Origin of the sequence: Sphingomonas sp. OV641 (assembly GCF_900109205.1) — a bacterium.
Lineage (GTDB): Bacteria > Pseudomonadota > Alphaproteobacteria > Sphingomonadales > Sphingomonadaceae > Sphingomonas.
Map to the genome: position 1 here is coordinate 514235 of NZ_FNZB01000002.1, position 14928 is coordinate 529162.

The 14928-nt window shown below is 67.5% G+C and carries 7 protein-coding genes; 3 read left to right on the plus strand and 4 right to left on the minus strand.

The annotated features are described in order from the left end of the window. Positions 1-60: 60 nt before the first annotated feature. The 3 genes from BMX36_RS13295 (at position 61) to BMX36_RS13305 (ending at position 8255) form a co-directional block, all read left to right on the plus strand. The gene (locus BMX36_RS13295; RefSeq protein WP_093066111.1) at positions 61-273 is read left to right on the plus strand and encodes a hypothetical protein; all 213 of its coding nucleotides are present in this window, start codon (positions 61-63) and stop codon (positions 271-273) included. Between the two features lie 286 nt (positions 274-559). After that, entirely contained in the window at positions 560-7663 is a 7104-nt protein-coding gene (locus BMX36_RS13300; protein WP_093066113.1) for an autotransporter outer membrane beta-barrel domain-containing protein, read from the plus strand. A 199-nt stretch (positions 7664-7862) separates the two neighbouring features. After that, positions 7863-8255 carry a DUF983 domain-containing protein gene (locus BMX36_RS13305; protein ID WP_093066427.1) on the plus strand — a complete coding sequence of 131 codons (393 nt, stop codon included), beginning with the start codon at positions 7863-7865 and terminating at the stop codon, positions 8253-8255. A gap of 59 nt (positions 8256-8314) precedes the next feature. Here the strand turns inward: BMX36_RS13305 and BMX36_RS13310 are convergent, their stop codons facing one another. The 4 genes from BMX36_RS13310 to BMX36_RS21335 all read right to left on the minus strand — a co-directional run bounded on the left by BMX36_RS13310 (position 8315) and on the right by BMX36_RS21335 (position 14714). Then, positions 8315-10279 (minus strand): S9 family peptidase, encoded by a 1965-nt coding sequence (locus tag BMX36_RS13310; protein WP_093066115.1) that lies wholly within the window; start codon positions 10277-10279, stop codon positions 8315-8317. Positions 10280-10604: 325 nt separating this feature from the next. Continuing rightward, entirely contained in the window at positions 10605-13289 is a 2685-nt protein-coding gene (locus BMX36_RS13315) for an ATP-binding protein (RefSeq protein WP_371262895.1), read from the minus strand. A gap of 122 nt (positions 13290-13411) precedes the next feature. Beyond that, positions 13412-13879 carry a YaiI/YqxD family protein gene (locus tag BMX36_RS13320; RefSeq protein WP_093066117.1) on the minus strand — a complete coding sequence of 156 codons (468 nt, stop codon included), beginning with the start codon at positions 13877-13879 and terminating at the stop codon, positions 13412-13414. A 46-nt stretch (positions 13880-13925) separates the two neighbouring features. After that, positions 13926-14714, minus strand: coding sequence for a DUF1206 domain-containing protein (locus BMX36_RS21335; RefSeq protein WP_177179137.1), 789 nt, complete (start codon positions 14712-14714; stop codon positions 13926-13928). Positions 14715-14928: the final 214 nt, after the last annotated feature.

A 14928-nucleotide genomic window follows, 5' to 3' on the forward strand; every position in this document is an offset into this window, starting at 1 on the left:
CATTCGGCTGTGACGCGCCGCCGCTACACCAGCCCTTGCCCAATCTGGGGAGAAGGCAGGATGACGAGGTTGATCGAAGAACCCGGCGGCAGCCGGAACGAGGCACCGGCCGGACACAGGCGCGGCCGCGGCACCTTCGCCAGCGCGCTGGCGGCCGTGCTGATGACGAGCGGCATGCTGGTGGCCGTCGCGCCGCCGGATGACGTGAACGATGCGAAACGCGCGCTGACCGCGCAGCGGCCCACCGTTCCGGCGATCGACGGGATCGCCTGAATGGGGGAGCGCCGGGGCAGCCGGGTCGTCATGAATGGCCCGGCTGTTGGCGAGCCGCCGCTCGGCTGGGCAGATGTGATTTTTGATAATCGAACGCGAGATCGGCGCCGCGTGCATCGACGGGAACTGTTCGTTGTTCCACGCGGGGCGCCCCGTTAGGTGTCCCGTTATAGTTCGGTTAGTTGTTTTTGCACCCGCATCAGAGATGCTCAAGTTCTGCGCGAACAACAACTGGACAGGTTGCTGGTGTGCCCCTAACCGTGCGGCGGTAAAGTGGGGGGAATTCATGTATCTGGGGGTTGCGTCGCGTCGGCGGCGAGTGCGTGCTTATGCGCTGGGAACGAGCGCGATCGTGCTGGGGATCATGGTCAGCGGGCCGGCGGCGGCGCAATGCGTGCCGGATCCGGCAACCCCGAACGGCACTGTCACCTGTGCCGGCACCGATACCGACGGCCTGACCGTCGCGACCGATAATGTGCGCGTTCTGGTGACGGCCGGCGGCACGGTGCGGCCGGGCGCGGCGGATGCGGCGATCACCAGCCAGGCCCGCGATACGGCGCTCCAGATCGCTGGCCTGGTCGACGGGCAGGCGAAGACCGGCATCCTCGTGACCAGCGGACTTTCGGTCGTCGGTCCATGCGATCCTTATGCGGGCGCGTCGGTGGGCACCTGCACGCCGGGCACCACCGTCACCTATCCCCGGCCCGGCAACGCCGCAATTTCCGTGCAGAGCGGCGGTACGGTGACGGGGGCCAATGCGATCGTGTTCCGCCGTGCGTCCGCCCTTGACGGATCGGTCTCGGGATCGATCAACAATGCCGGCACGATCACAGGCACGGCAGGCGAGGCAATCCTGGCCGAAGGTGGCGGCGTGGACGGCATCACCATCAGAAACAGCGCATCGGGAACGATCGGCGGCGGGATCTCCGGCCGGATTTCCTACCTGACCAACGATGGCCGGATTAATGGAGGCCGCCGCTCCGCCCTGGCCACGACCCAGAGCGGCGCGAACATCGTGAACAGCGGCACGATCGTTTCCAGCGGCACGGCGGCGACGCTGAGCGGCACCGGTTATCTGGGCGTCACCAACAATGCCGGCGGGAGGATCGGCGGCAGCGCGGTGGCGATCACCACCAGCGGCATGCTTGTGCTGACCAACATGGGCACGATCAACGGAGCGGTGATCTCCACTGGCTCGGCCAGCCAGGGCAGCACGATCGATACCCGTCAGGGCACGATCAACGGTGACCTTCGCCTCGGTGCGGGCGACGACCTGCTGCGCGCGCGATTCGATCCGGCGACCGGCCAGGTTGCCTCGATCACCGGCGCGATCGATGGCGGCGCCGGCACCGACACGCTGTCGATCGGGATCGATGCGGATGCGACGCTGGCCACGGCGGTGCTGCCGACGAACTTCGAATTGCTCGGCCTCGATCTCACCAACGATCCGACGATCACAATCGCAGCCAGCTTCGCCAGCGGCAGCGGGCTTTCCGTCTCGGGCGCGGGAACCGTGATCAACCAGGCGGCACTGGTGACGCGCGGGCCGGCGATCCGCAGCCTGTCAACCTACGGCCAGACGATCGTCAACGAAAACAGTATCACCGCAACCTTCGATGCGGCAGGCGGGGCTGAGCAATTCGCGGTGGGCACGCCGCAGACGGTGCGCAACACGGGCGCGATCACGGCGGTCAACGGCGGCGCGGTGCGGTCTTACGGCGCGGTCGAGAACAGCGGCACCATTACTGCGAGCGGCACTGGCGTGCTGCTCGATTCCAACGGCTCGCTGACGAACACCGGCACGATCCGCTCCACCGCCGGGACGGCTGTCAGCATCGGCTATTCGGGTGGCTATGAAACGGTCAATGACGGCGACATCGCCGGGGCGACGACCGGCGTGTCCATGTCGGGCGGCAGGTTCACGAACAACGGCACCATCACAGGTGGCAGCGTCGGCGTCGCGCTGGGCGGAACGCTGATCAACAGCGCGAGCGGCACAATCACCGGCGGCACCGCCGCAGTCGCTCGCGGCAACGGCGCGGCGCGCCTCCTCAATGCGGGCACCATCAACGGGACGGTCGATTTCGCCGCGACCACCCCGTATGATTCCACCGGCGACCTCTTCGTCGACGATGGCGGAACCGTTACCGGCGCGATCCGGCTGGGCGGGGGCGACGACGAGCTGGTCGTGACGATGGGCGCCGATCCGGCGCGGCCGCTGGCCGGCGCGACCGGCGGCGTGGACGCAGGCGCCGGCTATGACACGCTGCGCTACCGCGTGAATGCGGACGCCGATGCGGCGCTCACGCTGACCGGCGGTTTCGAGGGGCTGGCGTACGAGCTGGCGGATGACGCCAAGCTGACGCTGACCGCCGCAAACCCGATCACCACCACGATCGGCTTGACCGGCGTCGGCACGGTGACGCTGAACGGCGCGATCTCGACCACCGATCGCTCGCTGATCAGCACCGTGATCCTGAGCACCGCGCAGCTGACGGGTGAGGGAGATGAGCTGGAGGACGATCTGGCGATCGTCAACAACGGCGATCTGACGCTGACCACGAGTGCGCAGAACTACAGCTACAATCTGACCGCGGCGATCTTCGCCGGATCGGGTTATCCCAGCAGCACGACCGACGTGACCAACAACGGCACGATCACGGTCATCAACGCGCCGGGCATCTATTATCCCGCCGTGGGGATCTTCGGCGGGGCGAGCGTCACCAATAGCGGCACGATCAGCGTGACGGGCGGTGGCGCGGCGATCACTGGCGCGGAAGACGTGATCAACAGCGGCACGATCACCGCGTCTGGTACGGCGGCGACCGCCACGGGCGTCAGCGACTTCGTCACCCTGACGAACAGCGGCACGATCCGGGCCGACGGAGTGGCGGTGCAGAGCGGCTATGGCTCCCGGACGCAGGTGACGAACAGCGGCACCATCGAGAGCCAGCTCGCGACGGCCATCGTCGCTGGCTATTATAGCACGGTGACCAACGAAGCGGGCGGCACGATCAGCGGCGCGACGGCGGTGCAGATGTCCGGCCCGGCAACGCTGGTCAATCGTGGCGCGATCATCGGCAACGTTGAGGCGGCCACCTATTCCTACGGCTCCATGATCTACGTCGCCGACGGCGGAACGCTGACGGGCGACCTGCGCTTCGGCATGGGTGACGACACGCTGATCCTGTTCGGTGACGAGACGGGGATCAGCGGCACGATCGATGCGGGGACGGGAACAAACACCCTGATCCATGCACGCCGCGAAAGCAGCACGGTCACCCTGGGCGGGATCACTGTGCCGACGTTCGATGCACTCGGCGTGCGCGCACTGGGCAGCGATACGCAGGTGACGGTGCGCGCCGAGGCGCCGTTTGTGGGTGACCTGACGCTGTCGGGCGATGGCATGATCGTCAATACAGCGACGGTCACGGGTGTTGTACGCACGAGCAATTACTACGGATACGATTTCACCAGCGCTGACCTGATCGGTCCGATCGCCTTTACCAACGAAGGTACGATCGAAGGCGGCTTCAACGGCAGTGCGCGCAGCTTCGCCAACACGGGCGCGATTACCGGCACGGTGCCGGACAATTATGCCGTCTCGGTGTGGTCGTCCGATACGCTGGCATTCGACAATAGCGGCACGATCGCGGCGTCGGATACTGCCAGCGGCGCGCCGGCAGTGGGGCTGACCGGCTCTTACGCCAGCGCTGTAGACGCGATCAACAGCGGTACGATCACCGGCGGGATCAGCGTTGCCCTGCAACAGAATTATCTCTTCCCCGACCAACAATCACCAATTGCGACCAGCACCGCGTCGCTGACCAACAGCGGCGTGATCACCGCGGACGGCCTGTATGCGGCGGGTGTGTCGATCAGTGTCGACGCGTCCAACGGCGTTGCTGGCCGTGCGGTCCTCGACAACAGCGGCACGATCGAGGCCACGGGTCAGGGCGGGCTGGGTGCCTATGTCGGGTTTACCGACTATTACGGCCAGCCCGGTACTGCGGCGATCGAGGTCAGCAATGCCGGCACGATGCGCGCCAACGGCGGGGGTAGCGAGGGCAGCTATGTTGACTGGTATGGCGACACCTATCGCTACACCAGCCCTGCCGCAGCGCTGTGGCTTGACGGGCTTCCAACGTACATCGGCATGCCGGGCGAAAACTCAACGATCGCCACGATCACCAACGCCGGCACGATCGAGTCGACCGGCGAGCGATCGGTCGCGATCATGGGCCGCGAGGTGGCGCTTGACCTTGCCAACAGCGGCACGATCACCGGCGGGGCGGGGACGGTGCTTGCCGCGAACGACAGTCTCGCGCTGTCGTCCGGCAATACCTATCTGGCCGGCGCGATCCAGACGACCGGCACCGGCAGTGATCGCGTGGTCAACACCGGCACGATCACAGGGTCCATTGCACTTGGTGCGGGCGACGACCGGATCGAGAATTACGGCCGGATCGATGGCGACGTGTTCCTGGGGGCGGGCGACGACACCTTCCTGCAGCGTGCGAGCGCGATCCTGACGGGCACGGTGGACGGCGGCGTCGGCAGCGACAGCCTGATCGTCGATGCCACCGGCGGTGGCACCGTGAATGGCAACCAGTTCGTCAATTTCGAGCGCTTCTCGCAAATGGGCGACGGCAACGTCACGTATGCCGGGACGTTCCGTTTCGACACCATCGGCCTGTCCGGCGGCACGATCACCGTCGCCGAGGGCCAGACGCTGGAAAGCGACGGCGCGGTCACCATCACCGGCAGCGATGCGGGCGAAACGCTCGACAATCGTGGCACGATCCTGGGCACGGCGGTGCTGGGCGGCGGCAACGACGTCTATGTCGATCACGCCGGCAGCAGCGTCGTGAGTGTTGACGGGGGCACTGGAAGCGATCTCTATCGCGTCGTCCTCTCGGGCGATCGCAGCGGCATTGCCCAGCGCACCGGCTTCGAACGGCTGGCCGTGGAGGGCAATAGCACGCTGACGCTCGCGCTCGATCAGCAGTTCGACGATCTGGCGCTGTCCGGAGCCGGGGTGAACCTGACGCTCGGCGGCTATGGCATCGGGCAGGTGACGGGCAGCGATCTCGCCGAAACGCTCACCGTCGACGGCGATCTTGCCGCGGTGGACCTTGGCGGCGGCAACGACCGGCTCGCCTTGGGCGTCGCGCAAGCCGCGGGGCGCTACACGGGCGGCGCAGGGAACGACGCGCTGCGCTTCACGGCCGACGGGCCGATCCTGCTGGCGGGCACGGCAACCGGCTTCGAGCAGCTCGAACTGACGGGCGGATCGATGATCGTCACGGGCACGCTGGCAGGCTCCGAAGGCGGCCCGCTGACCTTCGGCGACGGGGCGCAGCAACTGACGCTCGCGGCCAGCGGCCGGCTGGTCGGTGCGATCGATCTGGGCGCGGGCGACGATCGCCTGCGGCTTGTCGGCACTTTGGTGGCGGGCAGCGTATCGGGCGGTGCCGGCATGGACATCGCCACAGTTGAGATGGCCGGCGACCGCACGCTGGCGGGCGGCACGCTTACCGACTTCGAACTGCTCGCAAGCGAGGGCACGGGCACGCTGACGCTGGCGGGCACCCATGCCTATCAGCGCATCGAAAGCGCGACGGACCTGACGCTGGCGAGCGACGCGATGGTCAGCGCGGCCAACGTGCAGTTTGGCGCGCGCGACGATCGGTTCACGATCGCCGGTCGCTTCATCGGCAGCGTCGATGGCGGCGCAGGGAACGACACGATCAGCGTGTCGGGCGGCAGCGCGGCTGCGCCGGTGGCGTTCGGCAGCGTCAGCGGCATCGAGCGCTATGTCCAGACGGGCGGCTTCGTCACCATCTCTGGCGTCGCCGGGCTCGGCATCGCGGACCTGTCGGGCGGCCGCCTGGCGGGCCTGGCAGGATCGACGATCAATGCCGGGCAGATCACGGTGGCGCCCGGCGCCACCTTCGGTTCGGCCGGAACGGTCAATGGCAACGTCACCGTTGCCGGCACGCTCAGCCCAGGCGCCAGCATCGGCACGATGACGGTCAACGGCAATGTGGCGCTCGCCGCCGGGTCGGTTTCGCTGTTCGAGATCGCGTCCACCAGCGCCGATCGCCTGCAGGTGAACGGATCGCTGAACATCGCTGCGGGCGCGACACTGCAGCTGGCGACCAGCGGCACGATCCGCCCCGGCGTCTCCTATGACCTGATCGTTGCAAGCGGGGGGATCACCGGCAGCTACAGCAATGTGCTGAAGCCCGACAACCTGTTCGGCTTCGTCATCCAGCGGGCGGATCGCATCCAGCTGCTCGGACAGTTCCTGGGAGGTGCTGGCTTCACGCCGCAGGTGGCGCGATCGATCAACTATGCCAACGCCACGCTGCAGGTGCAGCCGGCGACCAGCGACCTGTTCGCGGCGCTTCCCGCGCTGCTCGCCGCCGGTGGCGCATCCGATCCGCGCGCCTTCGCCCAGCTGACGCCGGAGGCCTATGCCTCTGCAACGCAGGCCGGCGTCGACAATGCGCTGACGCTGGCGAGTGCCGCACGCGGGCCGGCGTTCGCTACTGCCCGGGAGGACGCGGGGCCCTTCACCTTCGGCCAGATCGTCGGGCAATGGCATTCGCTGGGCGCGAACACCGACGAGGGGACGGCGGCGGCGCGCACGCGCGGCTACGGTTTCCTCGGCGGCGTCGGCTACGGCAATGCCGACTTCTCGGTCGGTGTGTTTGGCGGCTATCTGGATTCGCGCCAGACGATCGGCGCGCTGGGTGCGCAGACCGAGAATGACGGCTTCGTCGGCGGCGTTCATGCGCGCTATGCGGCAAACGGTCTCGGCCTGACGGCGTCGCTGCTCTATGACGGGGGCGAGGCCACGACCACGCGTGCCCTGCCGGGCGCATCGCGGGCGAGCGGGCGCTATGATCTGCGCAGCTTTGCCGCGGACCTGTCGGTCAGCTATGCGATCGACATGGATGCCGAATGGTCGCTGCGTCCACGCGCGGGCGTTACCTATCTGCGCACCACGCGCGATGGCGTGGACGAGGATGGCGGCGCATTCGCGCTTCAGGTGGCGCGCGACCGGCATGTTGCGGGCTTCATCGACGGTGGGCTGACGGTGGCGCGGAGCGACGCCTCGACCGCAGCGTTCCGCCCGTTCGTCGGGCTGGGCGTGCGCTATCAGATCGAGGGGCGACGTAGCGACGCGGTGGCGGGCTATGCCGGCGGGCCGCTGTCGCTGACGGCCTATGGTGCGTCGCGTGCACGCGCGGTCGGCACCGTATCGGCGGGGCTGACCTATCGCCTGACGAGCGGGCTGGACCTGTTCAGCACCGCATCCGCCCAGACCGGCCGGGACGATCATCAGGAAGCGATCACCACCGGCGTCCGCCTGCGCTTCTGATCGAAGGCGGCGACGGATCGGGCCTCACGGCGCAGCATGATGATTGCTGCGCCGTGAGCCCTGCCGGTCAGCTCCGGCACGGCACAGGGACAATTTGTCCAATTCTGTCGTGGGACAGGTGGCTTATGTCGGCGATGTGGAACACGATCATTCTGCCCCGCCCGATCACGACACGGATGGCGCCAAGTTTCGCTGGATCATGCGATGCGGCTGGAGGGGACTTTGTCCGCGTTGCGGGCAGGGGAAGATGTTCCGATCCTGGCTGACGATTGTGGATCGCTGCGACGCGTGCGGCCTCGATTATCGTTTTGCTGCACCGGACGACGGGCCGGCGTTCTTTTCACTATGCATATGCGCGCTGCCGCTGATCGCCTTCGTGGTGTGGGTGCAGGTGGCGTTCGATCCGCCGGCCTGGGTGCACCTTCTCACATCGGTGCCGTTCATGGCGCTCGGCACCTTGCTGCCGCTGCGGCCGATCAAGGGATGGCTGGTCGCGTCGCAATATGTGAACCGCGCGCAGGAGGCGGGGACGCGCAAGCTGTGGGCGCAGCTGCACGGCACCGATCCGGGCCGAAGCGACTTCGACCAATAGAGTTTTGGGGATGGCGGACGAGCGGCGCGGGTCGTTCGAGAACCGCGCCGCAGTGTCGCTCAGCGCGACTGCTGGTCGAACAGGCGGCGCAGGAACACCGTCTCGACCTCGCGGCGCAGATCGTTGTTGGGCTTTTTCAGGAAGCCATGACCCTCGTCGGCGAAGAGGACGTACCAGGCCTCATTGCCGTTCGCGCGCAGCTTTTCCACGATCTGATCGGATTCGAGCTGAGGCACGCGCGGGTCGTTGGCGCCCTGCATCACCAGCATCGGCTTGCTGATGCGATCGACGCTGGCGATCGGCGACACGCGCTGCAGCACCGCGCGCATCTTGGGATCACGCTCGTCGCCATATTCGGCGCGGCGGTTGTCGCGGCGATAGGCCTCGGTCCGTTCAAGGAAAGTGATCCAGTTGCTGATGCCGTAGCGCTCAACGCCGCCGACCAGGCGATCGGAATAATGCGTCATCACGGCGAGGCTCATGTAGCCGCCATAGGATTGGCCATAAACGGCGACGCGCTTCGCATCGAGAGTCGGCTGCTGGCCGATCCAGTCGAGCAGCGCGCCGATGTCCTTCACCGAATCCTCGCGCTTCTCGGCATTGTCGAGATTGAGATAGCGCTTTCCATAGCCGTCGCTGCCGCGAACGTTGGGCAGGATCACCGTCGCTTTCAGCACATCGGCGAAATATTGCGCGCCATAATTCCAGATCGGGCGGGTCTGCGATTCCGGTCCACCGTGAATGTCGATGATGACCGGCGTGCGCGTGCCCGGCGCCACGCCCTTCGGACGATAGACGAAGGCGGGGACGGAGAGGCCGTCGAACGATTTGAAGCGGATCAGTTCCGGTTCGGCGAGCGTCGCCGGATCGAGATCGCCCAGCTCCGAGCTGGTCCAGCGTGTCAGCGCGCCGCCCGTGACGTCCCAGCTCCATACGTCGCCGGCAGACGTGGCGGAGGTGAGGCCGATCGCGAGCTGCTGTCCATCGGGCGAGAATTTCAGCGCCGTCAGCACGCCCTTGGGCACGGTCGGCTGCGGCAGCGCGCGGCGGGTGACGCGATCCTGCACCACCACACGCGAAAAGCCGTCCTCGTTCACCGCATAGGCGAGCACGCGGCCGTCATCGGTGAGGTCGAAGCTTTCCACATCCCATTTCAGCCCCGGCGTCAGCACGCGCTGCGCACCCGTCGCGATGTCGATCTCGACCAGCTGGCGCGTGTCGCTGCCGGCATCGGAGATGGCGATCAGCGACTTGCCGCCGGGCAGGTAGCGCGGCTCCTGATAGACCGCAGCCGCCGCCTTGGGCGCGATGCGCTGCGCCTTGCCGGTGGCGAGATCGAGCTCGAACAGCTGGTCCTCGCGGTTCGACAGGCTGCGCACGAAGACGAGGCGCGACTTGTCGGGCGCGATGTCGGCCGGGCCCACGGCGCCGTCGGCCTGATACAGCGTGCGCGGTGTGCCGCCGGCCTTGGGATCCAGCCCGAGGATCGTATAGGCGGCGCTCCCCTTGGTGGCGCGCGCCCAGGCGAGAAGGGTGCCATCCTTGCTGAACACGGCAGACTGGTTGCGCGTGCCGGGCTCAGTCACTTGCTGCGCCGTGCCGGTCAGGCCGCGCGTGTAGAGCTGAAACCATTCGTCGCCGCCGGTGTCGCGCATCATGACGAAACGGTCGGTACCGGGGATCATTGTGGCGCTGGCGATCGGCTCCGCCCCGAAGGTGACCTGGGTGCGCGCGGCGCCGGGTTTCGCCACGTGATGAAGCTGCTGCGTCGCGCCGAAGCGGGTGGCGATCAGCATCGACCCATCGGGCAGCCAATCCTCGAACTGCGCGGCGCGGCTGTTCTGATACCGCTGCACCGCCTCACGCACGTCGGCCGGTATCTCAGGCACGCCGGAGAGGGTGGCGGTGCCCACCTGGCGTTTGCCGATCGGTGCGGGGCTGGTCTGTTCGGGGCTGGTCGTCTGAGCAGAGGCCCCGGCGGCAAGCGCGACCAGGGTGAGCGAGGTGGCGAAGTGCTTGAACATGGCAGTCTTGATCGGCCGTGGATGCTTGCCGCGTCAAGCGGCAAGCGCGGGGTGGGTGGGGGTCGCTCTTTGCCGCGGTGGCAGGGGACAGGCGTTTCCGGCAGGGAGGGTGCGCTCATCTCTAGCCGTTGCGTTCGGGGAGCCATGGATCCCGGCGCAGGGCCGGGATGACGCAGCTTGTGTGGCCCTGGCCCGGGGCGAACGGATCGAGGGGAAGGCTTCAGGTTCGTGCGCGGTTCGCTGAGGCGGGGATGTGCAGGAGGGCTTGGCGCTTTCCCGACTGGGCCCCGGCCTTTGCCGGGGAGCAGCGGTCTTTGTTGGTAGGTCACGAAGGCTGCGCTGGCGGTTCGGGCGCCGGATCGCTCCGGAGCGGGGTTGCGCCTGCCTCGTCATCCTTGCCCAAGACGTGGCGGACCTTACGCGCCAGTGCCTCGCGCGTGTAGGGCTTGGACAACAGCTCGACGCCCGGATCGAGGCGGCCGTGATGCACGATGGCGTTTTCGGTATAGCCGGAGGTGAAGAGCACGGCGAGCTGCGGCAGGCGCTCCTTCGCCCTGCGCGCCAGTTCGGGACTGCGCAGCGGGCCGGGCATCACCACATCGGTAAACAGCAGGTCGATCGGAATGCCGCTTTCGATCACGCTGAGCGCGCTCGCCGCGTCGCGCGACTTCAGCACGCGATAGCCAAGTTCCGTCAGCAAGGCGACGGCGGTGTCGCGCACCCCGTCATCATCCTCCACCACCAGCACGGTTTCCGAGCCGCCGCGTACCGGCGCAGCGCTGGTATCGGTGATCAGATCCTCGTCCTGAACGGCGCGCGGCAGGTACAGGCGGATCGTGGTGCCTTCGTTCACCTCGCTGTAGATCCGCACATGGCCGCCGCTCTGCTTGACCAGGCCATGGACCATGGACAGGCCGAGCCCGGTGCCCTTGCCCTCCGGCTTGGTGCTGAAGAACGGTTCGAACACCTGATCGAGGATGTCGCGCGGGATGCCCGATCCCGTGTCCGTCACGGCGATCATCACATATTGCCCCGGCTGCACATCATCATGCTGGCGGCAATAATCGTCGTCGAGATAGGCGTTGCGGGCCTCGATCGTCAGCCGGCCGCCGCCCGCCATCGCATCGCGCGCGTTGATCGCGAGATTGAGGATGGCGTTCTCGATCTGGCCGGGATCGATCAGCGTGTTCCACAGTCCGCCGGCGATGATCGTCTCGATCTCCACATCCTCGCCCAGCGAGCGGCGCAGCAGATCGTCCATGCTGCCGACGAGCCGGCCGAGGTTCAGCACCTTGGGCTCGAGCGGCTGGCGCCGGCCGAAGGCGAGGAGCTGCGAGGCGAGCTTCGCACCGCGCATCACGCCCGCCATGGCATTTTCCACGCGCTTTTCCGCGCGCGGCTGGCCCGCCACATCGCGCGTCAGCAGCTGGAGATTGCCGCTGATCACCTGAAGCAGATTGTTGAAATCATGGGCGACTCCGCCGGTGAGCTTGCCCAGCGCCTCCAGCTTCTGCGATTGCCGCAGCGCCTGTTCAACCGTTTCGCGCTCGCGCGCCTCGCGGTGAAGCTGCTCCAGCGCCATGCGCAGCTCCTCCGTCCGCTCGGCGACGCGCTGTTCCAGCGTATCGTTGAGTTGGCGCAGCTGATCCTCGGCGCTTTTCTGGTCGGTGACGTCATAGCCGTCGACGAAGATGCCGGTCACGGCGCCGTTCGAGTCAAAGGTCGGCTGATAGACGAGGTGGACGAACCGCTCCTCCGACGCATCGCCGGCCGTACGCTGAAGCGCGACCGGCAAGTTCCGCCCGACAAACGGCTCCCCGCTGGCGAACACGCCGTCGAGCAGTTCGAAGAAGCCCTGCCCTGCAATCTCCGGAAGCGCCTCGCGGACGGGCAGCCCGATCAGGTCGCGGTGCCCGACGAGCCGCAGATAGGCATCATTGACCAGTTCGAAGCGATGCTCCGGCCCCGCCAGGATGCACATGAAGCTGGGCGCCTGACGGAACAGTTCGTGCACCCGGTCCCGCTCGCGGGTGCGGCGCTCCATCACCTCGAGGCTGGCGAGGCGGGAGGCGATCTGGCCGGCGAGCAGCTCCAGAAAGCTCAGATAATCGTCGTCGGCCGGACGATAGGGATTAAGCCCGACCACGATGGCGCCGCGCGGGCGGTGATTACGCCGGCCGGCGAGCGGCACGATGGCGACGTGGCGGGGCGGCCTGGTCCAGGCGCCGTGCGGCAGATCGCCGGCGGGCGCCTCCTCCACGATCGCACCCTTGCCCGCAGATGCGCGCGCGAGGTTCCAGTGATCGGCGGCGGCCAGCGGATGATTCGGGGCGATGCCGGCGGACGCCACCAGCGCGGGCGCGGCATCGTCCTGGAACAGATAAACGAGGCTGAAGGGCAGATCGCGGTCGTTGTACGACAAAGCGGCGCCGATGGCGGCGAACACTTCCGCCTGTTCCTGCGCGGCGGCCAGCCCGGAGGCGAGCTCCCGCAGGGCGGCGAGGCGCCGTTCGCTGATGACGCGGTTGGTTTCCTCCGACACGGCGCAGAATACGCCCTCGACCCGGCCGGTATCGCCGATCAGCGGGCTGTAGGAGAAGGTGTGGTAGGATTCCTCGGTATAGCCGTTGCGCTCCAGCAGCAGGAGCAGGGCGCGATCCCAGGTTGACTCGCCCGTCTGGTAAACGGTGGCGAGCCGGTCCTTGATGTCGTCCCAGATCTCGGCCCAGAGCGTTTGCGTCGGAACGGCGAGCGAGCGGGGATGCTTGGTGCCGAGCGTCGGGCGATAGGCATCGTTGTAGAAGAAATTGATGTCCGGGCCCCAGCCGAGCCACATTTCGAAGCGCGACGTGAGCAGGAGGCGAAGCGCGACCTTGAGCGCGGTGGGCCAGCGATCCGGCGTTCCCAGCGAGGTGGCGGCCCAATCGTGCGAGCGCATGAGCTGCGCCATTTCGCTGTCGCCGACGAAGACGTCCGAAAAGGCTTCATTCGCGGAAACTTCGATCGACAATATGCTGGCTCCGACTGCGCAACCCGGCGCCTAGCGCCCGACTGTCATGAATGCCAGCGACACCCGATGGATCCGGACGCCGGCCCGATCGCGGCCGAGCGCGCTGCCGCGATCCCTGCCCGTCAGCCGCGACGCAGCCGCTGCAGGCGCGTGACCGCCTCGTCCAGGGCGGACAGGAAGCGGGAACGATCCTCCTTGCCGAACGGGGGCGGGCCGCCGACCCGGTCGCCGCCCGCGCGCAGATCGCTCATGATCGCGCGCACGGCCACCGCATTGCCGATCGAGCTGGTGGTGAAGGGGCGGCCGTTGGGGCCGATCACCGCGCCGGCATCGGCCTTCAGGCAGCGATCGGCGAGCAGGATGTCGGCGGTGACGACGACGCTTGCCGCATCCACATGCGCCGCGATCCAGTCGTCAGCCGCGTCGAACCCGCCGTCCACGACGATGCGGCTGATCAGCGGGTGCTGCGGCACGCGCAGATAGGCGTTGCTGACGATCGTGACCGGCACCTCCAGCCGATAGGTGACGCGGTAGATCTCCTCCTTCACAGGGCAGGCATCCGCGTCGACGACGATTCTGATCGGGTTCATCGCCCTTCCATGGCACAGCGCGCCGCCATGGCACATCGAGGCCGTGTCAGGCGCGGCCCATCGCGCGGCGCACCATGCCGTCGACCGGCGCATCGTGAAGGCGGCGATAGCGGGCCTCGACAAGGCCGAAGATGCCGAAGCCGAGCAGCCCGACCGCCACCACGACGTCCCACGGACTGGACAGCCAGGCGAGCGCCTTGTCCATGCCGCCCGCTGCTTCGCCCTGTTCCTCAAACCCGGCGCGCAGCAGGAAATAACCGGTGATCATGAATACGAGCCCGCGCGCGGCATAGCCGATCCGCCCGCTCCACTGCGCCCAGGGCTGACGCGCCACGGCGGGGTCCAGATACTCGAGGAACTTCGCCTTCACCGCCTTTACCAGTTGTAGGATGCCGACGCTGACCAGCACCAGCCCGCCGAGCATGACCAGAAAGCTGCCACCCGGAAGCGACAGCGCGGTCTGCGCGCCCTCCTGCGTGGTGTCGCCGGACGAGGCCGCGCCCTGCATCAGGCGGATCGCCTGCCACGCCAGGAACAGGTGCACCACACCGCTGGCGGCGGCGCCCACGCGTTCCAGCGTGCCGTGCCGGTCGGTGCCGTGGCGTTCGATATCGAAGGCGGCGTCCGACAAGCGCCAGATGCCATAGCCGATCAGCCCGGCGGCCATCACGCCAAGCAGCAACTGCCCCCCGCTTTCGCCAAGGTAGCGAAGCGCGCCCGCCGGATCCTCCGCCCGGCCGGTGCGCAGGATCAGGAAAGCGATGACGAGGTACAGCAGGCCGCGCGTGGCGAAGCCGAGCCGGGTGAGGGTGGTGAGCCGTGCGCTGGCGTTCATGCGAATAGTCCTCTCGACCGGGCAAACCGCCGGATCGCGCGGTTCGTTCCGGCTGCGGCAGGATCGGCGGGGAGCGTGGGGATTAATGTCGCGACCGCGGTGATTTTTCCGGTGCACGGCCGCGGCGTGCCTGCCATCACCAGAGCTGGCGGAACAGCGCAAGGGACATGGCGATCCGGCGCGCCGCACGGCCGGCCCGACGACAGGAGGGCGG